Genomic DNA, 25,164 nt, shown 5'->3' with positions numbered 1-25,164 from the left:
GGCCTTTGCTGGGTGCCACGTTGAAATGCAGGCCCTCGCAGGGCGTGGGCGTCAGCCCTTGCCGGGCGCGTCGATGGCGGCGGTCTGGGTCACCACCTGGCCGTCGATCACCGGCAGGCGCTCGCCCGGCTTCTGGTCCAGGCGGATGGTCTTCTCCTGGCCCTCGAACCGGTAGGTCACGTCATAGCCGATCACCTTGTCCGTGGTGCCCATGGCGATGCGGGTGCCCGGCTTGCTGTCCATGCGCATGGTGCCGGTGGTGCCGTCCGGGTTGCGGTAGGTGACGTTGTAACCGGTCACGCGCGAGGACTCGGAGGTCGCGTTCTCGGTATGGCACTGCCGCTCGGTGCGGTTGACGACCTTGCCGCCCACGTGGCGCTTGTCCACCTGGTTGCCGATCACGCCACCGGCCACGGCGCCGGCCACGGTGGCCGCCTTCTTGCCGCTGCCGCCGCCCACCTGGTTGCCCAGCAGGCCGCCGATCACCGCACCCGCGACCGTGCCGCCGGCATTGCCGTCGCGCTCGGGCAGGCGCTCCTGCACGACCACGTCTTCGCAGACTTCGCGCGGGGTGCTGGTGGTGGTGGTCTCGCGCACCGGCTCGGTGCCGATGACGGTGGCATAGAGCTTCTCCGAACTGGTGATCGGCTCGGCCTTCACCACCTCGGCGTACTGCAGGGTGCCGACCGGCAGCTGATTGTCGGTGGCCGCGGCATCATCGGCGACCAGTGCGCCCTCGGTGGCCGTCACCAGGCCGTCCTGCGCGGCCGGGCTCTTGTCGCCCCCCTTGAGGAAGGCTGCGGTGGCCACACCGCCCACCAGCAGCGCGCCGACGGCGACCAGGATCGTAGTGCTATTGCTCTTCATCGCTGCCTCCAAGTCGGGCTGTCCCCGATTCACGTTGGTCATCATTGCACCACTGCGAACCTGAACCAAGTACCCGGGTAAGGCCACGAAAACCAACGGAAAATGAACGATTCCGTCAGACAACGATCATGTTAGCGTGATGCCCATCCCATCGCGGTCGAGTGCCTGCGCCATGCCCAATCCTGTTCTCCTGCCCCTCCTCGACTGGGCGCGCAAGCTGCGCTACCCCACCCTGTTCAAGATCACCGCCGCGCTGTTCGTGGTGACCCTGTTCCTGCCCGATCCGGTCCCGTTCGTGGACGAGATCCTGTTCGGCCTGGGCACCCTGCTGCTGGCCAACTGGAAACGCCGCAAGGATCCGCCGTCCTCGCTGCAGGCCCCGGACACCCGTCGCTGACGTGATGCTGGTCGACAGCCACAGCCACTTCGACGCGCCCGAGTTCGACCACGACCGCGAGGCGGCGCTGGCACGGGCACGCGCCGCCGGCGTAACCCGGCAGGTGGTGCCGGCCGTGGCCGCCTCCGGCTGGCCGAAGCTGCGCGAGGTGTGCGCGCAGGACGCGGGCCTGTTCCCGGCTTACGGGCTGCATCCCATGTACCTGGCCGAACACCGCCCCCCGCACCTGGACCAGTTGCGCGCATGGATCGCGCGGGAGCGGCCGCTGGCGGTCGGCGAATGCGGGCTGGATTTCTTCGTCCAGGGCCTGGACGCGGACGAACAGCGCCGCTACTTCGAGGGCCAACTGCAGCTGGCGCGCGAGTTCGACCTGCCGCTGATCGTGCATGCGCGGCGCGCGGTGGACGCCGTGATCGCATCGGTCAGGCGCGTCGGCCGCCTGCGCGGCGTGGTGCACAGCTTCTCCGGCAGCCCGGAGCAGGCGCGCCAGCTGTGGCAGCTGGGATTCCTGATCGGGCTGGGGGGACCGGTGACCTACGAGCGCGCCAACCGCCTGCGCGCCCTCGTCCGCACGATGCCGCTGGATTACCTGCTGCTGGAAACCGACGCGCCCGACCAGCCCGACGCCGGCATCCGCGGACAGCGCAACGAACCCGCCCGCCTGCCGGTGGTGCGCGATGTCATCGCGGACCTGCGCGGAGCGGCGCCGGAGGACATCGCGGCTGCGACCACGCGCAACGCCGAACGGCTGTTCGCGCTGCCCTCCGCCAGCTGACGCTCAGCGCGCGGCCGCGCCCTCGGCCGATCCGGGAGTCCATGCGTGGTAGGCCTTGACCACGATGCGCCATGCGTCGTCGCGACGCAGCAGCGTCATGTGGTCCAGCGCCTTCATGTCGGGATAGTCCAGTTCGATCACCGCAGTCGCGACGTCGCCGGTCACGGTGATCTGCCGGATACGGCGCTTGCGTAGCGCCTCGTCCGCCGGCACATGACTGCTGGAAGAGACGTCGGTGTACTCGCGCGCGGGCCACTGGCGGTAGCGCCCGTCCTTCACGCCCACCAGCACCGCATCTTCCGCGAAGGCCCGCTCGAAGTGGCGGCGCTGGCCGGTTGCGTGTCCGTCCAGATACGCCTGCAGCGGCACGCGGACGGCGGCCACGCCATCGCCGCTGGCGTGGTCCACATTGTCCGCCGCCACCGCGACGACCACCTTGCCGCGGGTCGCGCCGGCGCGATTGTGCTGCTGCGCCTGGACGATCTGCGACAACGGATAGAGTCCGTCGATGTGGACACGCAGCCGACCGTCCGCGATCAGCGGCGCCACCTCCGCAAGTCCGGCCTGCACGTCCCACGCGGGCGCCGGAGGACAGAGGATGCGGCCAGGTGCACACAGCGCGGCGGGCACCTGCCCGACCAGCGTGACCAGACGTCCGCCGTCGCGCAGCACGGCCGGCGAACGCGCCAGCGTGTCGCCTCCCACCGTGTCGATGACGATGTCCATGTCATGCACCACGTCCTCGAAACGGACACTGCGGTAGTCGATGACCGCATCGGCGCCCAGTCCACGCAGGTAGTCGTGGTTGCGCGCGGACGCGGTAGCGGTCACATGGGCGCCGCGCGCTTTCGCCAGTTGCACGACCATTGATCCGACCCCGCCCGCACCGCCGTGCACCAGCACCCGGTCTCCGGACCGGACACCGGCCGCTCCCACCAGATAGCGCCACGCCGCGACGGCCACCGTCGGGTAAGCCGCGGCTTCCTGCAGGGTGAACGCAGCGGGCGCAGGCACGAGGGCCGTGACCTGTGCGGACACGTAGCCGGCATAGCTGCCGGAACGTTCGCGCGGATCAACGATGCCGGCGACGCGGTCACCGCACGCGAAGGCGGTCACGCCCGGGCCCACCGCCACGACCTCGCCGGCGAAGTCACCGCCCGGTGTCGCCGGAAACGGCAGGCGACCGGCTTCCTGCAGTTTCCAGTCGACAGGATTGACGCTCGCATAGTGCACGCGCACCAGCACCTCGCCTGCCGCCGGGACGGGTACCGCCACGCGCTCCACGCGCAACGCGTCCGGTCCCCCTGCGGCGTGGATGCGCGCGGCCTGCATGGTGTCGGGAATGGCGGGACAGGCCTGGGCCGTCGCAGCGAACGGCAGCAGACCGGCCAACATCAGCAGGAGACGGGTGGACATGCGGGTGGCACGCTCCGGGAGGGGCGGGCACTATCCCGCCGCGCGACCACCGTGCACAGACGGCATGCGCCAGAACGTCGCGTGCGTGCGCCGGGACGAGCCAGCCGGCCCCGTCAGGCGCCGGCGGCGGCCGCCTTGCGCGGTTTCGCCAGCAGTTCCAGCGCCCTGCCCACCATGGCGAAGGCGAACGCACCGGTGATGTGGGTGGCCGCCCCCAGCCCCACGCCGCAGTCCAGTTTCAGCGCCGCATCCGCGCCCAGCTGCGGGCGCAGGCCGCAGACGGTGCCATTGGCCTGCGGATACTTGACGTTCTCCAGCGAATAGACGGCCTGCACGCCGAAGTAGCGGTCCTTGTTCCTGGGGAAATTGAACTCGGCGCGCAGCTTCTTGCGCACCAGGGCCAGCAGCGCGTCGTGTTCGGTGCGGGAGAGATCGCGCAGCCGGATCTGGGTGGGGTCGGTGCGTCCACCGGCCGAGCCGGAGACGACGATGGGCAGCTTGCGGCGCCGGCACCACGCGATCATCTCCACCTTCACCCGGAAGCTGTCGCAGGCATCGAGCACCAGGTCGAAACCGCGATCCAGCAGGTCGGCCATGTTGGAGGCCGTCAGGAACTGCGGGATGGCGTCCACCTCCACCAGCGGATTGATCGCTCGGCAACGCTCGGCCATCGCCTCGGCCTTGTTGCGCCCGTACTGGCCGTCCAGCGCGGGCAACTGCCGGTTGGTGTTGGACACGCAGATGTCGTCGGCGTCGATAAGAGTGAGATGACCCACGCCCGAGCGCGCCAGGGCTTCCACCACCCACGAGCCCACGCCGCCCATGCCCACCACGGCCACGCGCGCCGCCGCGTGCCGTTCCACCGTGCCCACGCCGTACAGTCGGTCGATGCCGGCGAACCGGTCCCTGAGTTCTTTCTTCATGTCACCAGTGTAAGCCGTGGCGCAAACCGTGACGGCCGTCGTACCATCGCCGCGTCATCCACAAGGAGCCCGCCGCATGGCCAGCCAGCCCGAGATCAAGAAGCCTTCCGCCGCGTCGCGTTACCTGTTCCTGTTCCTGATCGGCCTGGTGGTGGGCGCCATCTGCACCGTGATGGCGATGCGCGCGCTGCAGGCGCGGCAGGACCCGTTCCCGGACAGCGTGATGCAGGTGATGGCCAAGCATTCGGGCCAACTGGCCGACAAGGTGAAGCAGAACCGCTGCGCCGCCACCGACACCATCCCGCACGTGCGCACGCTGCGCGCCATGGCGAACGATCTGGAGATGGCCTTCCCCGGCATCGCCGACGACGCCCGCTTCCAGACGCATACCAGCCAGTTCCGCGCCGACCTGGATGCCGCGTTGAACGCGCCGCCCACCGACTGCGCCGCCGCCGGCGCGCTGGTGGAGAAGGTGGGCACGGACTGCAAGGCCTGCCACCAGGACTTCCGCGGCTGAGGCGTGGCGCACGTCTGAATCGCACCTGACATCCGGGCCGCACAAGCGGCCCGATTGTCATGATGTTCACGCGTGCGTGTGGAGCATGCCGGTGAAGGGACCGCGCCGTGTCGGCCGCCCCACCCTCAGGAGGCTTCCATGAACATGCGTCTGATCGCCATCGGCCTGACCGCCACCCTCGCCCTCGCAGGCTGCGCCAGCACCTCGCCGGGCTACTCCAGCGGCTATGGCGGCGGCTACAACAGCGCGCCGGCCAACCGTTACTGCGCCGACTGCGGCATCGTCGAGCGCATCGACGTGGTCCCGTCGGGCCGCAGCGCGCCCTCGGCCACCGGCGCGGTGCTGGGCGGCATCGTCGGCGCGGTCGCCGGGCGCCAGATCTCCGATCGCACCGGCGGCAGCGAGGGCAACAAGAACGTCGCCACCGTGGCCGGTGCGGTCGCCGGTGCGGCAGCCGGCAACGCCATCCAGAACCGGACCACCGGCGATACCTACAACATCACCGTGCGCATGGACGACGGCCGCCGCGTGACGATCAACCAGCACGATCTGGGCGGCGTACGCGAGAACACCTATGTGCGCATCCAGAACGGCCGCGTGGTCATCCGCTGACTCCCGGCCACCGGAAAAGAAAAAGCCCGGCGCATGCCGGGCTTTTTTGTGGAGCCCGCGCGGATGCGCGGTTCGATGGGCCAGGTCAGACCGGCTGCACCGCATCGGCCTGCAGGCCCTTCTGGCCCTGCACGACGGTGAAGGTGACCTTCTGGCCTTCCTTGAGGCTCTTGAAGCCCTGGGTCTGGATGGCACGGAAATGCACGAACACGTCTTCACCATTTTCGCGGCTGATGAAGCCGAAGCCCTTGGCATCGTTGAACCATTTCACGGTTCCGGTTTCACGATCAGACATCTACTTGCTCCTTGAAACGGGTGGTGGATACGCCTGCTGGGCGGCTGGTTGCAAGGAGGAAGCGAGGTACAAGGATGTAGCGGATCATGGATCTACCCCATCAGGCCACGATTCACGGTGACCTTGGCAACGGCAGCGGCCGCACAGTAACCCGGCATTTGTGAAAATGCAAACGCCTCGACGATAAAGTCAAGCCCCCGGCAACCCCTTGATTCCGTAGGAGAATTGATTGGACATCCAGTTCCTGTATTACGCCATGGCCATCGTGCTGATCCTGGTCGGCATCGCCGGCGTGCTGCTGCCCGCCCTGCCCGGCCTGCCGCTGGTGTTCGCGGGCATGCTGCTGGCCGCCTGGGCGGGCGACTTCCAGCAGATCGGCTGGGTCACGCTGGTGGTGCTGGGCGTGCTGACGGCGCTTTCCTTCGTGGTGGACATCGTTTCCACGGCCATCGGCGCGCAGCGCGTGGGCGCCAGCCGCAAGGCGTTGCTGGGCACGGTGATCGGCACGTTCGCCGGCCTGTTCTTCATGCCCATCGGCCTGTTGGCCGGCCCCTTCGTCGGCGCGCTGCTGGGCGAACTGTGGCATGGCCGCGAGCTCCGCCAGGCCACCACGGTCGGGCTGGGCACGTGGCTGGGCATCGTGCTGGGCGTGGTGCTGAAGCTGGGACTGGCCTTTGCGATGCTGGGCCTGTTCGTCTTCGCCTGGATCTTCTGATCTTCGCGCGCCGGCTGGCAGAATGGCGGCGCCCCCACCGAGCGACCCCGCATGACGCATCGCATCCGACTGCTTCCGCTGGTAATTGGAGTTACATACGGACTGAGCGCCCACGCCCAGGAAGGCGCGCCGACCGCCACGCCCGCCGAGGCCTGCTTCTCGCTGGAGAACGATGCCGCCCGCCTGGCCTGTTACGACGCTGCGCTGGGCCGCACCGCCGCCGACACCCGGCGCGCCGACGAGGAAGCGACGGCGGCGAAAGAGGCCGAAGCGGCCGCGCGCGCCAGGGCGCGGGCCGAGGCGCGCGCCGCCGCCGAGGCGCAGGACCAGGAACTGGCCATGAGCGAGCGCACCCGCCGCCGGCTGGGAGCCTGGTTCCGTGCCGACGATCCGGGCGATGCCGGCCTGATCGCCAATGCCGGCCGCGGCTCCCTGCTGGACAGCCGCTGGGAACTGGCCAAGGACTCCAAGCTGGGCGTGTTCCAGCTGCGCGGCTACAAGCCGCTGTACCTGCTGCCGGCGTTCTGGACCAGCCGGGTCAACGAAACGCCCTCGTCCCCGAATCCCGACAACACGGTGACCGAGCCGCAGGCGTTGCAGGACATCGAGGCCAAGTTCCAGCTCAGCTTCAAGACCAAGTTCGCCGAGAACCTGTTCGGCGACAACGGCGACATCTGGGGCGCGTACACCCAGAGCTCGCGCTGGCAGGTCTACAACGGCGAGGAGTCGCGCCCCTTCCGCGAGACCAACTACGAGCCGGAAGTGATGCTGGTGTTCCGCAACAACTACAGCATCGCCGGCTGGAAGGGCCGCATGGCCGGCATCGGCATCAACCACCAGTCCAACGGCCGCGGAGACCCGCTCTCGCGCAGCTGGAACCGGGTCATCGCCACCATCGGCCTGGACCGTGAGAACTGGGCCTTCGTGGTGCGGCCCTGGTACCGCGTGCCCGACGGCAACGACGACGACAACCCGGACATCGAGGATTACATCGGCCGTGGCGACGCCATGCTGACCTACGCACGCGACGGCCACGTCTTCACCGTGCTGGGACGCCACTCGTTGCGCGGCGGCGAGGATTCGCACGGCGCGCTGCAGGTGGACTACGGCTTCCCGATCAACCGCACCTTCCGTGGCCACGTGCAGCTGTTCCATGGCTACGGCGAAAGCCTGATCGACTACAACCACAAGGCCACCTACCTGGGCCTGGGCATATCGCTGCTGGACTGGTACTGATGGACGAGGTGACGATCTACCACAACCCCGCCTGCGGCACCTCGCGCAACACGCTGGGGCTGATCCGCAATGCCGGCATCGAGCCGCACGTCGTCGAATACCTGCGCACGCCGCCCGACCGCGCCACGCTGCTGGCGTTGATCGCGGCCATAGGCGTGCCCGTGCGCGAGGTGGTGCGCACGAAGGAACCGCGCTACGCGGAACTGGGCCTGGCCGACGCCGACGACGCGACCCTCGTCGAGGCCATGGTGGCCCATCCGGTGCTGATCAACCGCCCCATCGTGGTCACCGCCCTGGGCACGAAGCTCTGCCGCCCATCGGAAACGGTGCTGGACATCCTGCCTCAGCCGCAGCGCGGCGCCTTCCGCAAGGAAGACGGCGAGCCGGTGGTGGACGCGGCCGGAAACCGCATCGTCTGACGTAAGATCGGGCGCAGGACCCGTACCGCCTGCCAAGGATGCCCCCCATGCCGCGCCCGCGCCGTTCGTTCTTCGCCTATGCCTCCGCCATGCTGGGCCTGCTCAGCCTGATGGCGGTGGCCTGTTTCCATTTCCCGGAACTGCTGACCAGCAAGGAGTTCCGCGCGGCGTACAACGAGCAGTTCGCCCGCCACCTGTTGCTGGTGGGGCTGGCGGCGGCGTTCGCCATGGGCACCTGGGCCATCCTGCGCGACCGCAACAAGCGCATCGCGCTGGTCGGCGTGGGCAGCGCGACCCTGGCTGTGCTGTCGGGCGGCACCAACGTGCAGTTCGACGCCATCGGCAAGACCCCGTACTCGCTGGGCCTGGACTGGTTCGTCATCTCGCTGTTCTTCTCGGCCCTGGTGTTCGTGCCGCTGGAGCACTACCTGGGCAAGCGCCGCATCTCGCCGCTGCGGCCGGGGTGGCGCACGGACGTGGCGTACTTCTTCATGAGCCACGTGCTGGTGCAGTTCATCCTGATCCTGGTGACCGCATCCACGTCCACCATCGCGGGGCTGGCCGCCTTCCCGGCCCTGAAGGACGCGATCCAGTCGCTGCCGGTGTGGGCGCAGTTCCTGATCGCCGTGTTCGTGGCCGACCTGGCGCAGGCGCTGCTGCACCGCGCGTACCACAACATCCCCTGGCTCTGGCGCTTCCACGCCGTGCACCACTCCAGCCGCGAAATGGACTGGCTGGCGGGTTCGCGCATCCATATCGTGGAGATCGTGCTGACCCGCAGCGCGGTGCTGCTGCCGCTGCTGGTGCTGGGCTTCTCCACGCCGGCGGTGAACGCCTACGTGATCCTGGTCGGGCTGCAGGCCGTGCTGGCGCATGCCAACCTCGGCATCCGCTTCGGCTGGCTGGAATACCTGCTGGTGCTGCCGCGCTACCACCACTGGCACCACGCGCGGCACAAGGACTACCTGGACGTGAACTACGCCATCCACCTGCCGCTGGTGGACATGCTGATGGGCACCTTCAAGCTGCCGCCGAAGCAGGAAGACTGGCCAGGGGAATATGGCGTGATGAAGCTGGAAACGGTGCCGCGCGGCATCCTGCGCCAGCACCTGATGCCGTTCCAGGGCGGCAGGAAGTTCGACGAATACGTGGACTGAGTGACCGGTACTGGCTGTTGTAGGAGCGACGTGAGTCGCGACCGCATGCCAAGACGGGCAGGAACACTGCTCCAAGCGATGCATTTTGCAGGCGAAATGCGCATGACCTTGGTTTCACGCCATTTCAGGATCCGCGGTCGCGACTTGCGTCGCTCCTGCATTGGGCCCGGCGATCGTCACGTCCAGTCCGTCAGCCCCTCGCGGGCATAGACTTCCTTGAAGCTCGGCAGCGCCTTCATGCGCTGCGCGTGGGCATGCAACACCGGCCAGCTGTCGGTCGGCCTGGGCATGTTGCGCGACCAGCGCATCAGCATGGTCAGCAGGAAGTCGGCGGCGCAGCGCTGCGCGCCCAGCAGGTAGGGGCCGTGCGCCTCCAGATGGTCGGCGACCTGCTGCCACGCGCGTTCCAGCTTGAGTCGTGCGTGCAGCCGGCTGGCCTCGGCGTTCTCCGGGCCCGCGATCTCGTCGGCATAGAACCACGCGCGGTAGGCAGGCATCAGCGTGTTGGCGCAGAACAGCATCCAGCGGTAGTACTGCGCGCGCTGGGTGGTCGCCACCGCAGGCGCCAGCTCGGCGCGGGGACGGGTATCGGCCAGGTGCATCAGGATGGCCGCGGTCTCGGTGACCACCTGCCCGTCCATCACCAGCGTGGGCACCACGCCGGCAGGGTTGAGCTTCAGGTAGTCCTCGGATTTCTGGTCGCGCCTGTCGAAATCCAGTTCCCGCAACGCGTGCGGGATGTCCAGTTCGATCAGCAGCCAGTGGACGACCAGGCTGGCGGTGCTGCGGGAGTAGTACAACGTCGTCGTCATGCGGGTCGCCTGCTGGTATTCAGGTGTTGGATCCGGGGGCGGCCACAGAGGCCTGTACCGGCGTACCGCACTGCGGACAGGCGCCGGCACGCAGGAAGGCGTCCAGCCCATCCAAAGCGTGAGCGCACCGGACGCAGTGGAAGCCGGGATCGATACGGCTGCGATCGACAGCCGGCACATGCATCACGCCTCGCTCGTCGGATTCGACCACCCACCCACGGCGAGAACGGTCGTAGCGGGCAGTGCCATGGATTTCGAGATCTTCGATGGCATCCGATTCATCGTAGGCCACCAACGCGAGACCCTCCTCAAGCACGATTCCCGCGTTCGACAGGTCTCTCGCCGAACCGAAAGTATCGAGCACAACCGAGACGCGACCGTCCACCGGTCCACGCACCAGACCATTGAAATCGGCATGGATCCGTGGCGCGGCGGTGGGCATCCGATCAGGCCACCACCACCGGAATCTTCCCGATCCGCGCCTGCCATTCCTTCGGGCCGGTCTGGTGCACCGAGGTCCCCTGCGAATCGACGGCCACCGTCACCGGCATGTCCTGCACGGTGAACTCGTAGATGGCCTCCATGCCCAGGTCGGCGAAGCCGACGACCTTGGCCGCCTTGATCGCCTTCGAGACCAGGTACGCCGCGCCGCCCACCGCCATCAGATAGGCCGACTGGTGCTTCCTGATGGCCTCGATCGCCGCCGGGCCGCGCTCGGCCTTGCCGACCATGCCCAGCAGGCCGGTCTGCGCCAGCACCTGCTCGGTGAACTTGTCCATGCGGGTGGCGGTGGTCGGGCCGGCGGGGCCGACGACCTCATCGCGCACCGGATCGACCGGGCCCACGTAGTAGATGAAGCGGCCCTTCAAGTCCACCGGCAGGGCCTCGCCCTTGTTGAGCATGTCGACCATGCGCTTGTGCGCGGCGTCGCGGCCCGTCAGCAGCTTGCCGTTGAGCAGCAGCACTTCGCCCGGCTTCCAGCTGGCCACGTCCTCGCGGGTCAGCGTGTCGAGGTTCACGCGACGGCCCTTGGAGGCGTCGTAGGTCAGCTGCGGCCAGTCTTCCAGCGACGGCGGGTCCAGCATGACCGGGCCGCTGCCGTCGAGGGTGAAGTGCGCGTGGCGGGTGGCCGCGCAGTTCGGGATCATCGCCACCGGCAGGTTGGCCGCATGGGTCGGGTAATCCTTGACCTTGATGTCCAGCACGGTGGTCAGGCCACCCAGGCCCTGTGCGCCGATGCCCAGCGCGTTGACCTTCTCGTACAGCTCCAGCCGCAGTTCTTCGGCGCGGTTGGACGGGCCACGTGCCTGCAGGTCGGTGATGTCGATCGGCTCCATCAGCGACTCCTTCGCCAGCAGCATCGCCTTTTCGGCGGTACCGCCGATGCCGATGCCCAGCATGCCCGGCGGGCACCAGCCGGCGCCCATGGTCGGCACGGTCTTCAGCACCCAGTCGACGATGGAGTCGGACGGGTTGAGCATGGCGAACTTCGACTTCGCTTCGGAACCGCCGCCCTTGGCGGCGACGATCACCTCGACCGTGTTGCCCGGCACCACCTTCACGTTGACCACGCCCGGCGTGTTGTCCTTGGTGTTGGTGCGCTTGCCGGCCGGGTCGGCCAGCACGCTGGCGCGCAGCTTGTTGTCCGGATGGTTGTAGGCGCGGCGCACGCCCTCGTGGACCATGTCCTCCACGCCCATCGTGGCGTCGTCCCAGCGCACGTCCATGCCGATCTCGAGGAACACGGTGACGATGCCGGTGTCCTGGCAGATCGGGCGGTGGCCCTCGGCGCACATGCGCGAATTGATCAGGATCTGGGCGATGGCGTCCTTCGCGGCCGGCGACGCCTCGCGTTCGTAGGCGGCGGCGAGGTGCTTGATGTAGTCCACCGGGTGGTAGTAGCTGATGTACTGCAGGGCATCGGCGATGGACTGGATGAGGTCTTCTTGCTTGATCGAGGTCATGGAGCGACGGGCGGCTGCCGGTGGGGTAGCGGGCGGAGGCGCCCATTTTAGGCCAAAGTAACCGCCCGCCCCGGTGTCACGGGCGGGCACCCTCGCCCGTCTTTGGTCGCATGAACGCCGAAAACACCTTCGAAAGCCACCGCTCCCGCCTGTTCGGGCTGTCCTACCGCCTGCTGGGCAGCCGCAGCGACGCCGAGGACGTGGTCCAGGACACCTGGCTGCGCTGGCAGCAGGCCGACAGGACGGGCATCCGCGACCCCGAAGCCTGGCTGGTCACCGCCGCCACCCGCCTGGGCATCGACCGCCTGCGCGCCGCCCGCGTGCAGCGCGAGCACTACACCGGGCCATGGCTGCCGCCGCCGTCGGAGATCGACGAATCGCCCTCGCCGGAGCAGTCGGCCGAAGTGACCGAACAGGTTTCGCTGGCCTTCCTGGCCGTGCTGGAACGGTTGGGACCGGAGGAACGCGCGGCCTTCCTGCTGAAGGAGGCCTTCGATTACGACTACGCGCAGATCGCGCCCCTGCTGGGCCAGAGCGAGGCGAACTGCCGGCAGATGGTCCACCGCGCGCGCGAACGCGTGCAGGCGGGCAGGCCGCGCTTCGATGTTCCCCGCGAGAACCATCGTCGCCTGCTGGAGCGCTTCATGCAGGCCGCCCGCCGCGGCGACCAGACCGCCATCACCGCCCTGCTGCGCGAGGACGCGCAACTGGTTTCCGACGGCGGCGGCAAGGCCGTGGCGGTCATCCGTCCGCTGCTGGGTGCCCTCCGCATTGCACGGTTGTTCTGGGCCGCCTATCGGCGACAGGATCCTGCCATCGACTGGCGCATGGGCACGGTGAACGGCGAGCCGGCCATCCTGCGCTATCGCGATGGCGTGCTGGTCGCGGTGATGGTGGCGGTGAGCGATGGCGAGCGCATCAGCGATATCTTCACCGTCGCCAATCCCGACAAGTTGGGCACGGCTGTCACGGCGAAGGACGGTGGCGCGTCCTGGTAGTGAAGGCGGCCATGGTGGCCGCCACGGAAGCCCTGCCATGAGCCAGAAGTTCCATCGCGTCGACTACCCCAAGCACGTCCCCGAAGCCTTCCGCGGCCTGTATGCCGCCAGCACCGCCCTGCACAACGGTGCGCTGGGCAAGGAATTCCTGGAACTGGTGTTCCTGCGCGTCTCCCAGATCAACGGCTGCGCCTATTGCATGGACATGCACGGCGGCGCCCTGCGCAAGGCGGGCGTGGAACCCCGCAAGCTGGATACGCTGGCCGGCTGGCGCGACAGCCGTTTCTTCGATGCCCGCGAAGGCGCCGCGCTGGCCTGGGCGGAACAGCTGACCACCCTGCCCTCGGGCGCCCCCGCCGACGCAACCTACGAAGCGCTGAAGGAACACTTCGATGAGTCCGGCATCGCCGAACTGACCATGGCGGTGGCCGCGATCAACGCCTGGAACCGGCTGGGCGTGGGCATGCAGCCCATCCTGCCCTGACCCGGCACGCCGCCAGGCGGCACAATGGGGGCCATGGAAACCCTGGTCCTCATCCTCGACCTGGTCGGCACGTTCGTGTTCGCGCTCAGCGGCGCCATGCTGGGCGTGCGGCGCCGGCTGGACCTCTTCGGCGTGCTGGTGCTGTCGTTCGCCGCGGCGACGGCGGGCGGCATCACCCGCGACCTGCTGATCGGCGCCACCCCGCCGGCGGCGCTCAGCGACTGGCGCTATCCGGTCACCTCGCTGGCCGCCGGGGTGGTGACGTTCTTCCGCGCAGCGTTGATCGAAAAACTGCACCACCCGGTGCGCCTGTTCGATGCGATGGGCCTGGCCCTGTTCGCGGTCGCCGGCACGCAGAAAGCCCTGGAGTACGGCATCGCGCCGCCGATGGCGGCCGCGATGGGCATGCTGACGGGCATCGGCGGGGGCATCGCCCGCGACGTGCTGCTGGCGCAGGTGCCGCTGGTGCTGCGCGCCGACCTGTACGCCGTGGCCGCACTGGCCGGCGCCCTGATCGTCGCCCTGGGCCACTGGCTGCAGTTGCCGCCGTTGCCCTGCGCGCTGGCGGGCGCCCTGGTCTGCTTCGGCTTGCGCATGGCCGCGATCACCTTCGGCTGGCACCTGCCGGTGGCCCTGCAATCCGGCGGCGACGGCGAACCGCCCGGTCCGCTGCACTGACGACGGGCCGCCTGCGCCCAAGCGTGCGCAGGGGCCGTCGAACCGTGCGGCACGCGCCGCCGCATGGGCTTAGCATGGCGGCACCTGCGCCCATCCCCGTCCGCCATGGCCATCGCCGCCTCCCGTCCGCTCGACATGCCCCGCCAGCAGGCTTTCTGGCTGCTGCACCTGGCCGGCTGGAGCGCCTACTTCGCGCAGGGCTGCCTGTACGCCGTCGCGCACGGCAAACCGTCGGGCTACTGGGTGGTGCCGCTGACCGCGGCGACGACCGGTGCCGTGGTCACGCTGGGGCTGCGCTACCTGCTGCGCGCCTGCTGGGGCCTGCCGCCGCGCCGGCTGCTGGCGGTGATGGTGCCGGCCATCCTGGTCAGTTCGGCGGTCATCGATTTCGTCACCCGCGAAGCGCTGGTCGACTTCTGCGAGACCTGCAGGCCGACCACCCGACTGGAGTTCATCGCCTACTCGCTGGGCTACATCTACGTGGTGCTGGCGTGGGTGGGCGCCTACATGGGGATCAAGTACTACCGCCAGCTGCAGGGCGAGACCGAGCGCGCGCTCGCCGCGCGCAGCATGGCCCACCAGGCGCAGCTGAAGATGCTGCGCTACCAGCTGAACCCGCACTTCCTGTTCAACACGCTCAACGCCATCTCCACGCTGATCCTGGACCGCGACAACGCCACCGCCAACCGCATGGTGCAGAGCCTGTCCTCGTTCCTGCGCCACTCGCTGGACAACGACCCGATGCAACGGGTCACCCTGCGCCAGGAACTGGATGCGCTGACGCTGTACCTGGACATCGAGAAGATCCGCTTCGCCGAGCGCCTGCGCATCGAGACCGCCATCGACGAGGACTGCTGGCGCGCCCTGTTGCCCAGCCTGCTGCTGCAGCCCCTGGTCGAGAACGCCATCAAGTACGCCGTCGCCAAGCAGGTCGCCGGCGGCTTGCTGCGCATCGAAGCCGAACGCGACGGCGAGCAACTGGTGCTGCGCGTGATCGACGACGGTCCCGGCTGCGGCGCCATCGAAGGCGACCAGCTGCCGCCCGGCAAGGGCGTGGGCCTGCGCAACACGCGCGAACGCCTGCACGTGCTGTACGGTGATGCCGGCGGCTTCTGTGTGTGCAACCGCGAGCGCGGCCTCCAGGTGACGCTGCGCCTGCCGTTCGAAACCTCGCAGACCCTGGGGGACTGACGCATGGACACCGCCGTTTCCGCCCCCTTGCGCGCCATCGTGGTCGACGATGAGCCGCTGGCCCGCCGCGGACTGGAGATCCGGCTTGCCGCCCATGCCGACGTGCAGATCGTGGGCTACTACGGCGATGGCGCTTCGGCCATCGGCGGACTGCGCGAGCACCGCCCCGACCTGATGTTCCTGGACGTGCAGATGCCGGGCATGGACGGCTTCCAGACCCTGCGGGCGATACCCGCCAGCGAGATGCCGCTGGTGGTGTTCGTCACCGCCTACGACCACTACGCGATCCGCGCGTTCGAGGCCTCGGCCACCGATTACCTGCTCAAGCCGGTGGAGGACTCCCGCCTGGCGCAGGCGCTGGCGCGGGTGCGCCAGGCACGCGCCCAGCGCCAGGCCAGCGGCCATTGTGCGCACCTGCTCGGCCTGCTGGGCGAACTCAGCGGCCGCCCGCTGCTGGACCTGGACGAAGCGCTCAAGCCCGACGCGCTGGACCTGTTGCGGCGCGAGGACAAGCTGGCGGTGCGCGACGGCGGCCGCACCGTGCGCGTGGACCTGCACAGCATCCGCTGGATCGACGCGGCCGGCGACTACATGTGCATCCATACCGACGGCGACGGGCCGAACGGCAATACCCTGGTGCTGCGCGCCACCATGCGCGAGCTGGAGAAGCAGCTGGACCCGCAGCGCTTTCCGCGCATCCACCGCTCCACCATCGTCAACGCGCGCCGCGTGGTGGAGATGCGCCCGCACACCAACGGCGAGAGCTTCCTGCGCCTGGACTGCGGCCAGGAACTGAAGCTCTCGCGCAGCCATCGCGACAAGCTGGCGGTGTTGCTGTAGCCGCGGCATTGCGGAACAGACGCTGCCCCGGGTGCGATCGAGACAATTCCGTCATCCCGGCGAACGCCGGGACCGCTATGGCTTCCGCTTCTTTCCATCGACCCATGGCAAGAGCGGAATGGATCGCGGCATTCGCCGGGATGACGATGCAGGAATCTGGTGCGTCTCCAGCGTAATCGGGAATCTCCAGACTCGGCTCGTCGTAGCGCATCCACCACTCACCGCAACGCCGCGCCACGCATGACTTCCGGGCCATAACGCCCGCGTTCGCTGCGCGCATCGTGCGCACCGCCGACCACCCCGCGGACCCGCACGATGAAACTCACCGAAGCCTCCCTGCGCAATCCGGCCGCCGTCGCGGTCGTCGTGGCGATGGTCTGCGCGTTCGGCCTGATGAGCCTGGGCAAGCTGCCGCTGCAGCTGTTCCCCGACATCGAACGCCCGCAGATGTCCATCCAGACCAGCTGGCGCGCCGCCTCGCCGCAGGAAATGGAGTCGGAGATCGTCGAGCCCATCGAGACGGTGATGCAGGGCCTGCCCGGGCTGGAGGAGATGGCCTCCAACGTCAATGCCGGCAACAGCTCCATCAACCTGACCTTCGCCGTGGGCAGCGACATGGACGCCATGCTGGTGGAAGTGCTGTCGCGGATGAACCGTCTGCAGCCGCTGCCCCGCGACGCCACGCCGCCGGTGGTGCAGGCCGGCGCGGACAACGCCAACAATTCGCTGACCTACTTCTTCGTGCAGAAGCTGCCCGGCACGCGTGGCGACATCCTGGATTACCGGCAGTTCATCGAGGACCGCATCGTGCCGCGGTTGACCTCGGTCGACGGCGTGGCCGGCGTGGACATCAATGGCGGCGCGGAAGAGGAGCTGACCATCACCCTGGACCTGGCGCGCGCCGCGGCGCTCGGCATCCAGATCCCCGAGGTGGCCGCCGTGGCCGCGCGCGCCACCGATGTGTCCGGGGGCGTGGTCGAAGCCGGCCGCCGCGAATACGTGCTGCGCTTCGCCGGGCGCTATTCGCCCGAGGCACTGGGCGAGCTGATCCTGGCCTGGCGCGACGGCCGCCCGGTGCGCCTGGCCGATGTCGCCAGCGTCCAGGTCAAGCGGCCCGAGCAGCGCTTCTTCGCCTACCAGAACGGCAATCCCGCCATCGGCCTGCGCATCCTGCGCGAGAGCGGCGCCAACGTCCTGAACACGCTGGACCAGGTCAAGCAGGTCGTCGCCGAGGTGCGCGAGCAGGAACTCCGGCCGCGGGGCCTGGACATCGCCCAGAGCTTCGATGCCTCGGTCTTCATCAACCGCGCACTGGGCCTGCTGTCCGGCAGCCTCACCGTCGGCGTGCTGCTGGCCGTGGGCTGCCTGTGGTGGTTCCTGCGCGACGTGCGCGCCACCGCGCTGATCGCCTGCGCCATTCCCATTTCGCTGCTGGCGACGTTCATCGTGCTGCAGCTGACCGGGCGCAGCCTCAACGTCATCTCGCTGGCCGGACTGGCGTTCGCGGTGGGCATGGTGATGGATGCGGCGGTGGTGGTGGCCGAGAACATCGTGCGCCTGCGCGAGCAAGGCCTGCCACCCGCGCGCGCCGCGCTGGAGGGCACGCGCCAGGTCGGTGGCGCACTGGTCGCCTCCACCCTGACGACGGTGGCGGTGTTCCTGCCGGTGATCTTCATGGAGGACGTGGAAGGCCAGCTGTTCGCCGATCTCGCCCTGACCATTTCCATCGCCGTCGGCATCTCGCTGCTGATCGCCGTCACCGTGTTGCCCGCCGCCGCCGGCAGTTGGCTGCGCACGCGGCCTGGCGAAGAACGCCAGCACCGGTTCTGGTCGCGCCTGAGCGACTGGGCACTGAAGACCACCGAGGGCCGGACGCGCCAGTGGGGCTGGGTCGGCGCGCTCGTGCTGGCGCCCGCCCTGCTCGCCGCGCTGCTGATGCCGCAGATCGACTACCTGCCGCCGGTGAAGCGCGCCGCCGTCGATGCGTTCTTCAACTTCCCGCCCGGCATGAGCCCGGAGCGCGTGAACCGCGAGATCGCACCGGTGCTGCTGGAACGCATGCGGCCCTACATGGACGGAGAGAAGGGGCCGCAGTTGAGCAACTGGTACCTCAACCTGTGGCCGGGCGGCGGCACGCTGGGCGCGCGCGTGGTGGACCCGGCCGATATCGGCGAACTGGAGCGCATCGTGCGCGATGAGATCGTCGTCGGCTTCCCGGACACGCGCGCCTTCGCCAGCGAGGGCGAGCTGTTCGGCAGCTTCGGGGGTTCGGCGCGCGCCATCGCCATCCACCTGCAGCACGGCGACGGCGACGCGCTCGCCCGCGCGGCGGAGTCCGGACGCAAGCTGCTGGCCGAGCGCTTCGCCGGCGCGAATGTGCAGGCCTGGCCCAGCGCCGACGGCGGCACGCCGGAACTGCGCGTCAATCCCGACGACCGGCGCCTGGCCGAAATAGGCTGGCGGCGACCCGAACTGGGCACCGTGGTGCGCACGCTGGGCGACGGACAGTGGCTGGGCGAGCATTTCGACGGCGACCGCCGCCTGGCCATCATCCTGCGCAGCGGCAGCGAAGACGACATCGCCGGCCTGGGCGCCGCACCCCTGGCCACGCCGCAGGGCGGCGTGCTGAGCCTGGCCGAGCTGGCGCAGGTGGACACCGTGCTGGCGCCCAACCAGCTGCGCCGCATCGACCGCCGCCGCACGGTCACCCTCACCGTCGATCCCCCGGCGGCGATGTCGCTGGAAGAGGCCCTGGACATCGTCGACGACGAGATCGTCCCGGCGCTGCGCGACCGCCTGCCGGCGGATGCCGCCATCCGCGTCTCCGGCAGCGCCGACCGGCTGGGCGAAGTGGTGCGCAGCATGGGCATGAACTTCGCCATGGCGCTGGTGGTGCTGTTCATGCTGATGGCGGCGATGTTCCGCTCGCTGCGCGACAGCGCCTTCGTCATGGCCACGCTGCCGATGGCCGTGCTGGGCGGCGTGGCCGGCCTGCGCGTGCTCGACCTGGCGGCCGGGCAGACGCTGGACCTGCTGTCCATGATCGGCTTCATCATGCTGCTGGGCATGGTGATCAACAACGCCATCCTGCTGGTCGCACAGACGCGCGAAGCGCAGGCGCAAGGCGCGTCCCTGGACACGGCCCTGAAGCAGGCGCTGGAACAGCGCCTGCGCCCGATCCTGATCGCGGCGCTCACCGGCGTGCTGGGCGCGTTGCCGATGGCCATCAATCCCGGCCCCGGCGCGGTGATCTATCGCGGCCTGGCCGCCGTGTCGGTGGGCGGCGTGGCGCTGAGCCTGCTGTTCACCGTGGTGCTGGTGCCTGCGCTGCTGCGCCTGGCGACCCGCCGCGCAGCCCCCGCCGCCGTGCCGTCGATGCACGCCGCGCCGCTGCATCCCCCCGCTTCCTGACCCCTGCTCCGGAGAACGACATGCCCCTGCTGCACAAATCCCTCATCGCGCTCGCGCTGGCCGGCATCCTCGCCCTGCCCCTGCTCCGCCTGGACGCCGATGCCAGTGCCCCCGCCGCCGAAGCGCCGCCCGCCATTGTCAGCGTCGCCCCGGCGGTGCGTACCGACTTCGCGCCACGCCACTGGGCGCCCGGCAGCATCATCAGCCGTCGCGACGCGCGGGTGGCGAGCGAACTGGAAGGGCGCGTGCTGCAGGTGGCCGAGGTCGGGCAGCGCGTACGCGCCGGACAGGCGCTGGCGGTGCTGGACGACACGGCGCTGCGCCTGCGCGCTCGCGAGAGCGAGGCGGAGCTGGCCCGCATCCGGGCCCAGCTGGATCTGGCCGTGCGCCAGGAGCAACGCTATGCGCAGCTGGCGGCCCAGCAGAACATCGCGCGTTCGCAGTACGAGCAGTTGCGGGCCGAGCGCGACATGCTGGCGCAGGACCATGCCCGCGCGCAGGCCCAGCTGGCCCAGATCCGGCACCAGCGCACCCAGATGGTGGTGCGTGCGCCGTTCGACGGCGTGGTGGCCGAACGCCACACCCAGCGCGGCGAGTACCTGGTGACCGGCGCATCGGTGGCGCGGCTGGTGGACACCGCCGCGCCCGAGGTGCGCGTGCGCGCGCCGGTGGAACTGGCACGTCACCTGGGCCCGGGCACGGCGGTACGCGTGCGCAGCGCCGACGGCGAGCGCGACTACCCCGTCAGCGCGCTGGTGCCGGTGGGCGACGAGGCCTCGCGACAGCTGGAACTGCGCATCGCCCTGGGCGGTGCGCAGGCACCGGTCGGCACGGCCGTGGAAGTGGGACTGCCCAGCGCCGAGCCCCGCAGCGTCGTGGCCGTGCCGCGCGATGCGGTGATCCTGCGCCGCGAAGGCGACTTCGTGCTGCGCGTGGACAATGCCGGCAAGGCCGAACGGCTGGCGGTGAAGACCGGCGCCACCGTGGACGGACTGGTCGAAATCAGCGGCGACGTGCGCGCCGGCGACCGCCTGATCGTGCGGGGCGGCGAACGCGTGGACGCCGGACAGCCCGTGTCCGTGCAACCGCTGGCGGCCCTGGCGCTGCGTTGAAGCCTCCACGCGCGATGACGCCGGCTCGGGAATCGGCGGCGCGAGGCGTTCACTGACGACGACGGGGATAGCAGGCACAATCCCCGCATGGCGTCCCCTTCCTCGCATGCGCCCGCGCGGCGCGCCGGCCAACCCAACCTGCGCGAACGCTTCGATGCGATGCGCAACCTGGCGCCCTTCCTGCGCCAGATCTGGCAGACCAGCCGCACGCTGACCCTCGCCAGCCTGGGCCTGCGGGGGGTGCGCGCGCTCATGCCGGTGGCCACGCTGTACATCGGCAAGCTGATCATCGACGAGGCCATCGGCCTGGTCGGGCTGGGGCTGGACTTCGGCTCGCTGGGCGAAGCCTGGCGCGGTGGCCAGCTCGACACCCTGCTGGGCCTGCTGGCGCTGGAATTCGGCCTGGCCATCGTGTCCGACCTGCTGGGACGGCTGGTGAGCTACGCCGATGCGCTGTTGTCGGAGCTGTTCACCAACGCCACCAGCATCCGCCTGATGGAGCATGCGGCGCAGCTGGACCTGGAGGACTTCGAAGACCCCGACCTGCAGGACAAGCTGGACCGCGCGCGCCGCCAGACGATGGGGCGCATGAACCTGATGAGCCAGCTGTTCGGCCAGGTGCAGGATGCCATCACCGTGGTCAGCTTCGCCGCCGGCCTGCTGGTGTACGCGCCATGGCTGATCGCGCTGCTGGCGCTGGCGCTGGTGCCGGCCTTCATCGGCGAGGCGCATTTCAATGCGCTGGGCTATTCGCTGAACTTCCAGTGGACGCCCGAACGCCGCCAGCTGGAGTACCTGCGCCAGATGGGCGCCAGCGTGGAAACGGCCAAGGAGGTGAAGATCTTCAACCTCCACCGTTTCCTGATCGACCGCTACCGCACGCTGGCCGAGAAGTTCTTCCTCGCCAACCGCGCGCTGGCGCGGCGGCGCGCGGTGTGGGGCGCGCTGCTGGCGGCGCTGGGAACGCTGGGCTACTACGTGGCCTACGGCTACATCGCCTGGCGCACGGTGCGCGGCGACTTCAGCATCGGCGACCTGACCTTCCTGGCCGGCAGTTTCCTGCGCCTGCGCCAGCTGCTGGAGGGCCTGCTGATCGGCTTTTCGCAGGTGGCCGGACAGGCCCTGTACCTGGACGATCTGTTCTCGTTCTTCGAGATCGAGCCGGAAATCACCTCACCGGCGCAGCCGGTGCCGGTGCCGCGCCCGATCGCCCGCGGCTTCGTGTTCGAGAACGTCGGCTTCCGCTATCCCGATGCCGAACGCTGGGCGGTGCGCCACCTGGACTTCGAACTGCACGCCGGCGAGGTGCTGGCGCTGGTGGGCGAGAACGGCGCCGGCAAGACCACCCTGGTGAAACTGCTGGCCCGCCTGTACGACCCGGACGAGGGCCGCATCCTGCTGGACGGCCGCGACCTGCGCGACTACGACATCGACGACCTGCGCGCCAACATCGGGGTGATCTTCCAGGACTTCGTGCGCTACCACCTGACCGCGGGCGAGAACATCGGCGTCGGCCGCATCGAGGCCATGCACGACCAGGACCGCATCCGCGCCGCCGCCGCGCGCGCGATGGCCGACGAGGTGATCGAACGCCTTCCGCGCGGCTACGACCAGCTGATCGGCCGCCGTTTCAAGGACAGCGTCGACCTTTCCGGCGGCCAGTGGCAGAAGATCGCCATCGCCCGCGCCTACATGCGCGATGCGCAGGTGATGATCCTGGACGAACCCACCGCCGCCCTGGACGCACGCTCGGAGTTCGAAGTCTTCCAACGCTTCAAGGAATTGTCGGACAATCGGACCGCCGTGCTGATCTCGCACCGTTTTTCCAGCGTGCGCATGGCCGACCGCATTTTGGTGCTCGACGAGGGCCGCCTGGAAGCCAGCGGCACGCACGAGCAGCTCATGGCCCAGGGTGGCCGTTACGCCGAACTGTTCGAACTGCAGGCCGCCGGCTACCGCTGACTTTCCCCCACAGGAGATACGACGTTGCGCCACGCTCCCCATCGACTCGCCACCGCCCTGCTGCTCGCGCTGCCGCTGGCCGCGTGCCATTCCTCCGCCAACGGCGACGCAACGGGCGCTACGGCGCCTGCGGCCGCACAGGCCGCGCCGGCCGCGCCGGCCAGCCCGCCCGCACAGACGCTGACCAGCGCCAAGGGCCAGATCCGCGTCACCCAGGTGGCCGGCGGCCTGGTCCATCCGTGGGCGCTGGCCTTCCTGCCCGACGGCGCGATGCTGGTCACCGAGCGCGGCGGCGCGCTGCGGCGCGTCGGTACCGACGGTGCGGTGTCCGCGCCCATCACCGGCGTGCCGGAGGTCTTCGCCACCGGCCAGGGCGGCCTGCTCGACGTGGCGCTCGCCCCGGATTTCGCCACCACGCAACGCCTGTACCTCAGCTATGCCGAGCCGGGCGAGAACGGCACCGCGGGCACCGCCGTCGCCTACGGCACGCTGGCCGGCAACGCGCTCACCGACGTGAAGGTCATCTACCGCCAGGAGCCTAAGGTCGACGGCCCCAACCATTTCGGCTCGCGGCTGGTCTTCGACGGCAAGGGCCATCTGTTCATCAGCCAGGGCGAACGCAACAAGCGGCCGATGTCGCAGCAGTTGGACAAGCTGCAGGGCAAGCTGGTGCGCCTGAACCTGGACGGCAGCGTGCCGCAGGACAACCCCTTCGTCGGCAAGCCCGGCGCGCGCCCGGAGATCTGGAGCTACGGCCACCGCAACATGCAGGGCATGGCGCTGGACCCGCGCACCGGCAAGCTGTGGCAGAGCGAGCACGGCCCGCGCGGCGGCGACGAGATCAACCTGCCCGAAGCCGGCAGGAACTACGGCTGGCCCGTCATCACCCATGGCATCAACTACTCCGGCCAGCCCATCCCCGAGGCCGAGGGCAAGGCGAAGGACGGCATGGAGCCGCCCTACCATGTCTGGGAGAAGTCGCCCGGCGTATCCGGCATGGCGTTCTACACCGGACGTCCCGAAAGTCCGTGGAACGACAGCCTGTTCCTCGGCTCGCTGGCCGAACGCAACCTGATCCGCCTGACCCTGCAGGGCGACACCGTCCTCGGCGAGGAACGCCTGCTCAACGAGATCGGCGAACGCGTGCGCGACGTGCGCGTGGGTCCGGACGGCAACGTCTACGTGGTCACCGACGAGGAAGACGGCAAGCTGCTGCGGATCGAACCGCCGAAGGCGCCGTGACCATGCGCCTGCCCGCCGCCGCCCTCGCCCTGCTCGTGCTCGCGGCGGCCACCGCGCTTTCCGCCCACGCGCAGTCGATCATGGACTATGCACAGGCCAAGCAGCGCGCCGACGCGGACGAAGCGTCGCTGCATCCCCTGACCTCGCAGGCGATGCGCGACGCCCAGGCACGCGTGCTGGACGACGCCATCGCCCGCTGCGCCGCCCCCGATGCCGACACCTCGCCGTTCGTGGTGGTGGCGGAACTGGACGCCGCCGGCAAGGTGGCGCGGACGTGGCGCGATGGCGGCACGGCGCTGGCAGCCTGCGTGCAGGCGCAGATCGCCGGCAGGACGCTGCCCGCCCCGCCGCGCGCGCCATTCCTCACCTCGTTCGAACTGAGCTTCACGCCATGAGCGACGGCACCGACATCAACGCCCTGCTGCGCGCGCGCCTGCCGGCGGACGCGCCCCTGCAGATCCCGCCGCCCTGTCTGACCGACATGCAGGGCGAGCCGGTCGGCTACGTCGAAGGGCAGTCGCTGGCCATGCGTTTCCCCGTGGTGCAGCGTTACCAGAATCCGATCGGGCACATGCAGGGCGGCTTCATCGTGGCGGCGCTGGACAATACGCTGGGCCCGTTCTCCTACCTGATCGCGCCGCCCAGCGTGACGACCTCGCTCAACACGCAGTACCTGCGCCCGGTGACGCAGGAGATGTCGCACATCATCTGTCATGCGCGGTTGGTGGAACGCACGCGCACGCAGTTGTTCCTCGCGGGCGAGGTGCGCGACGACGCCGGCCGTGTGCTGGTGATGTGCCAGGCGGTGTGCCAGATCCTGCCGCAGAAGGGCAGCTGACGCGGTTGGGTCCCTTTCCCTGCGGCGACCGAAGGACGTCCCTGTGGGAGAGAGGGGTTGGGGTGAGGGGCAACGACTGCGTGCGGTCTTGCCGCATCGGCGATGGTCTCCGAACGCATATTCCCTGTGAACCTGTCGGGTCTTCCGGGTTTGCCTGCTTTGTGTCCGGCATGGTGCCGCTCGCCGCGGGGGCGTTCCTTTCTTTGCTCGTGCAAAGAAAGGAACCAAAGAAACACGCCCCAGGCGGCACGCCCTGCGCTTCGCTCCGGGTCCGCGGGCGGGCCGGGAATTTTCGTATGGCAC

General features: G+C 69.3%; 26 protein-coding genes. 19 read left to right on the top strand and 7 right to left on the bottom strand.

The features are described from left to right. Window positions 1–51 precede the first annotated feature (51 nt). A complete protein-coding gene (locus MUU77_RS07595) occupies window positions 52–867 on the bottom strand; it encodes a glycine zipper 2TM domain-containing protein (RefSeq protein ID WP_245093418.1) in 816 nt (271 codons plus the stop codon). A gap of 172 nt (window positions 868–1,039) precedes the next feature. Between MUU77_RS07595 and MUU77_RS07590 the strand changes: the two genes are divergently transcribed. Together MUU77_RS07590 and MUU77_RS07585 are read left to right on the top strand one after the other, a co-directional pair. Beyond that, window positions 1,040–1,264, top strand: a complete 225-nt coding sequence (locus MUU77_RS07590) for a DUF6116 family protein (protein WP_245093416.1) — start codon at window positions 1,040–1,042, stop codon at window positions 1,262–1,264. Between the two features lie 4 nt (window positions 1,265–1,268). Next, window positions 1,269–2,039, top strand: coding sequence for a TatD family hydrolase (locus MUU77_RS07585; RefSeq protein WP_245093414.1), 771 nt, complete (start codon window positions 1,269–1,271; stop codon window positions 2,037–2,039). A 3-nt stretch (window positions 2,040–2,042) separates the two neighbouring features. On the opposite strand, the gene MUU77_RS07580 is transcribed toward MUU77_RS07585, so the two are convergent. Together MUU77_RS07580 and MUU77_RS07575 are read right to left on the bottom strand one after the other, a co-directional pair. Further along, window positions 2,043–3,455, bottom strand: coding sequence for a nuclear transport factor 2 family protein (locus MUU77_RS07580; RefSeq protein WP_245093412.1), 1,413 nt, complete (start codon window positions 3,453–3,455; stop codon window positions 2,043–2,045). Window positions 3,456–3,568: 113 nt separating this feature from the next. After that, window positions 3,569–4,378: a tRNA threonylcarbamoyladenosine dehydratase gene (locus tag MUU77_RS07575; RefSeq protein WP_245093410.1), complete on the bottom strand. Its 810-nt coding sequence runs from the start codon at window positions 4,376–4,378 to the stop codon at window positions 3,569–3,571. Window positions 4,379–4,454: 76 nt separating this feature from the next. On the opposite strand from MUU77_RS07575, the gene MUU77_RS07570 reads away from it, so the two are divergent. Beyond that, window positions 4,455–4,895 carry a cytochrome c gene (locus tag MUU77_RS07570; RefSeq protein ID WP_245093406.1) on the top strand — a complete coding sequence of 147 codons (441 nt, stop codon included), beginning with the start codon at window positions 4,455–4,457 and terminating at the stop codon, window positions 4,893–4,895. Window positions 4,896–5,033: 138 nt separating this feature from the next. Further along, window positions 5,034–5,507 (top strand): glycine zipper 2TM domain-containing protein, encoded by a 474-nt coding sequence (locus tag MUU77_RS07565; protein WP_245093396.1) that lies wholly within the window; start codon window positions 5,034–5,036, stop codon window positions 5,505–5,507. 85 nt (window positions 5,508–5,592) lie between these two features. Here the strand turns inward: MUU77_RS07565 and MUU77_RS07560 are convergent, their stop codons facing one another. Further along, window positions 5,593–5,802 carry a cold-shock protein gene (locus tag MUU77_RS07560; RefSeq protein WP_108765608.1) on the bottom strand — a complete coding sequence of 70 codons (210 nt, stop codon included), beginning with the start codon at window positions 5,800–5,802 and terminating at the stop codon, window positions 5,593–5,595. 229 nt (window positions 5,803–6,031) lie between these two features. Here MUU77_RS07560 and MUU77_RS07555 point away from each other — a divergent pair, with 229 nt between their 5' ends. The 4 genes from MUU77_RS07555 to MUU77_RS07540 are packed head-to-tail and all read left to right on the top strand — an operon-like array spanning window position 6,032 to window position 9,329. Further along, the gene (locus MUU77_RS07555) at window positions 6,032–6,517 is read left to right on the top strand and encodes a DUF456 domain-containing protein (RefSeq protein WP_245093394.1); all 486 of its coding nucleotides are present in this window, start codon (window positions 6,032–6,034) and stop codon (window positions 6,515–6,517) included. A gap of 51 nt (window positions 6,518–6,568) precedes the next feature. Beyond that, on the top strand, window positions 6,569–7,753 hold the full coding sequence (locus MUU77_RS07550; protein WP_245093392.1) for a phospholipase A: 1,185 nt from the start codon (window positions 6,569–6,571) through the stop codon (window positions 7,751–7,753). After that, on the top strand, window positions 7,753–8,172 hold the full coding sequence (gene arsC / locus MUU77_RS07545; RefSeq protein ID WP_245093390.1) for an arsenate reductase (glutaredoxin): 420 nt from the start codon (window positions 7,753–7,755) through the stop codon (window positions 8,170–8,172). Before MUU77_RS07550 ends, arsC begins: the two co-directional genes overlap by 1 nt. Before the next feature lie 47 nt (window positions 8,173–8,219). After that, a complete protein-coding gene (locus MUU77_RS07540; protein ID WP_245093388.1) occupies window positions 8,220–9,329 on the top strand; it encodes a sterol desaturase family protein in 1,110 nt (369 codons plus the stop codon). Between the two features lie 176 nt (window positions 9,330–9,505). Here the strand turns inward: MUU77_RS07540 and MUU77_RS07535 are convergent, their stop codons facing one another. The 3 genes from MUU77_RS07535 to MUU77_RS07525 are packed head-to-tail and all read right to left on the bottom strand — an operon-like array spanning window position 9,506 to window position 12,105. Beyond that, window positions 9,506–10,141, bottom strand: coding sequence for a glutathione S-transferase family protein (locus MUU77_RS07535; protein WP_245093386.1), 636 nt, complete (start codon window positions 10,139–10,141; stop codon window positions 9,506–9,508). A 19-nt stretch (window positions 10,142–10,160) separates the two neighbouring features. Then, window positions 10,161–10,583 carry a hypothetical protein gene (locus MUU77_RS07530; RefSeq protein WP_245093384.1) on the bottom strand — a complete coding sequence of 141 codons (423 nt, stop codon included), beginning with the start codon at window positions 10,581–10,583 and terminating at the stop codon, window positions 10,161–10,163. Window positions 10,584–10,587: 4 nt separating this feature from the next. Next, window positions 10,588–12,105 (bottom strand): fumarate hydratase, encoded by a 1,518-nt coding sequence (locus tag MUU77_RS07525; RefSeq protein WP_245093382.1) that lies wholly within the window; start codon window positions 12,103–12,105, stop codon window positions 10,588–10,590. A 110-nt stretch (window positions 12,106–12,215) separates the two neighbouring features. On the opposite strand from MUU77_RS07525, the gene MUU77_RS07520 reads away from it, so the two are divergent. The 11 genes from MUU77_RS07520 (at window position 12,216) to MUU77_RS07470 (ending at window position 24,861) form a co-directional block, all read left to right on the top strand. After that, on the top strand, window positions 12,216–13,103 hold the full coding sequence (locus tag MUU77_RS07520) for an RNA polymerase sigma-70 factor (RefSeq protein ID WP_245093380.1): 888 nt from the start codon (window positions 12,216–12,218) through the stop codon (window positions 13,101–13,103). Window positions 13,104–13,140: 37 nt separating this feature from the next. Next, window positions 13,141–13,587 carry a carboxymuconolactone decarboxylase family protein gene (locus MUU77_RS07515; RefSeq protein ID WP_245093370.1) on the top strand — a complete coding sequence of 149 codons (447 nt, stop codon included), beginning with the start codon at window positions 13,141–13,143 and terminating at the stop codon, window positions 13,585–13,587. A 33-nt stretch (window positions 13,588–13,620) separates the two neighbouring features. Then, the gene (locus tag MUU77_RS07510) at window positions 13,621–14,265 is read left to right on the top strand and encodes a trimeric intracellular cation channel family protein (RefSeq protein ID WP_245093368.1); all 645 of its coding nucleotides are present in this window, start codon (window positions 13,621–13,623) and stop codon (window positions 14,263–14,265) included. Window positions 14,266–14,370: 105 nt separating this feature from the next. Then, a complete protein-coding gene (locus tag MUU77_RS07505; protein WP_245093366.1) occupies window positions 14,371–15,456 on the top strand; it encodes a histidine kinase in 1,086 nt (361 codons plus the stop codon). Between the two features lie 3 nt (window positions 15,457–15,459). Further along, on the top strand, window positions 15,460–16,296 hold the full coding sequence (locus tag MUU77_RS07500; RefSeq protein WP_245093364.1) for a LytTR family DNA-binding domain-containing protein: 837 nt from the start codon (window positions 15,460–15,462) through the stop codon (window positions 16,294–16,296). A 315-nt stretch (window positions 16,297–16,611) separates the two neighbouring features. After that, window positions 16,612–19,707, top strand: coding sequence for an efflux RND transporter permease subunit (locus MUU77_RS07495; RefSeq protein ID WP_245093362.1), 3,096 nt, complete (start codon window positions 16,612–16,614; stop codon window positions 19,705–19,707). Window positions 19,708–19,727: 20 nt separating this feature from the next. Beyond that, window positions 19,728–20,819, top strand: a complete 1,092-nt coding sequence (locus MUU77_RS07490; RefSeq protein ID WP_245093360.1) for an efflux RND transporter periplasmic adaptor subunit — start codon at window positions 19,728–19,730, stop codon at window positions 20,817–20,819. An 87-nt stretch (window positions 20,820–20,906) separates the two neighbouring features. Continuing rightward, window positions 20,907–22,781, top strand: coding sequence for an ABC transporter ATP-binding protein (locus tag MUU77_RS07485; protein ID WP_245093358.1), 1,875 nt, complete (start codon window positions 20,907–20,909; stop codon window positions 22,779–22,781). Window positions 22,782–22,805: 24 nt separating this feature from the next. Then, window positions 22,806–24,023 carry a PQQ-dependent sugar dehydrogenase gene (locus MUU77_RS07480; RefSeq protein WP_245093356.1) on the top strand — a complete coding sequence of 406 codons (1,218 nt, stop codon included), beginning with the start codon at window positions 22,806–22,808 and terminating at the stop codon, window positions 24,021–24,023. Window positions 24,024–24,025: 2 nt separating this feature from the next. Then, the gene (locus tag MUU77_RS07475; protein WP_245093354.1) at window positions 24,026–24,418 is read left to right on the top strand and encodes a hypothetical protein; all 393 of its coding nucleotides are present in this window, start codon (window positions 24,026–24,028) and stop codon (window positions 24,416–24,418) included. After that, window positions 24,415–24,861 carry a PaaI family thioesterase gene (locus tag MUU77_RS07470; protein ID WP_245093352.1) on the top strand — a complete coding sequence of 149 codons (447 nt, stop codon included), beginning with the start codon at window positions 24,415–24,417 and terminating at the stop codon, window positions 24,859–24,861. Before MUU77_RS07475 ends, MUU77_RS07470 begins: the two co-directional genes overlap by 4 nt. Window positions 24,862–25,164 lie beyond the last annotated feature (303 nt).

This window comes from Pseudoxanthomonas sp. F37 (assembly GCF_022965755.1).
Classification (GTDB): domain Bacteria; phylum Pseudomonadota; class Gammaproteobacteria; order Xanthomonadales; family Xanthomonadaceae; genus Pseudoxanthomonas_A.
Note: the sequence above shows the minus strand (reverse complement) of the source record. Positions and strands in the feature narration are given on the sequence as shown.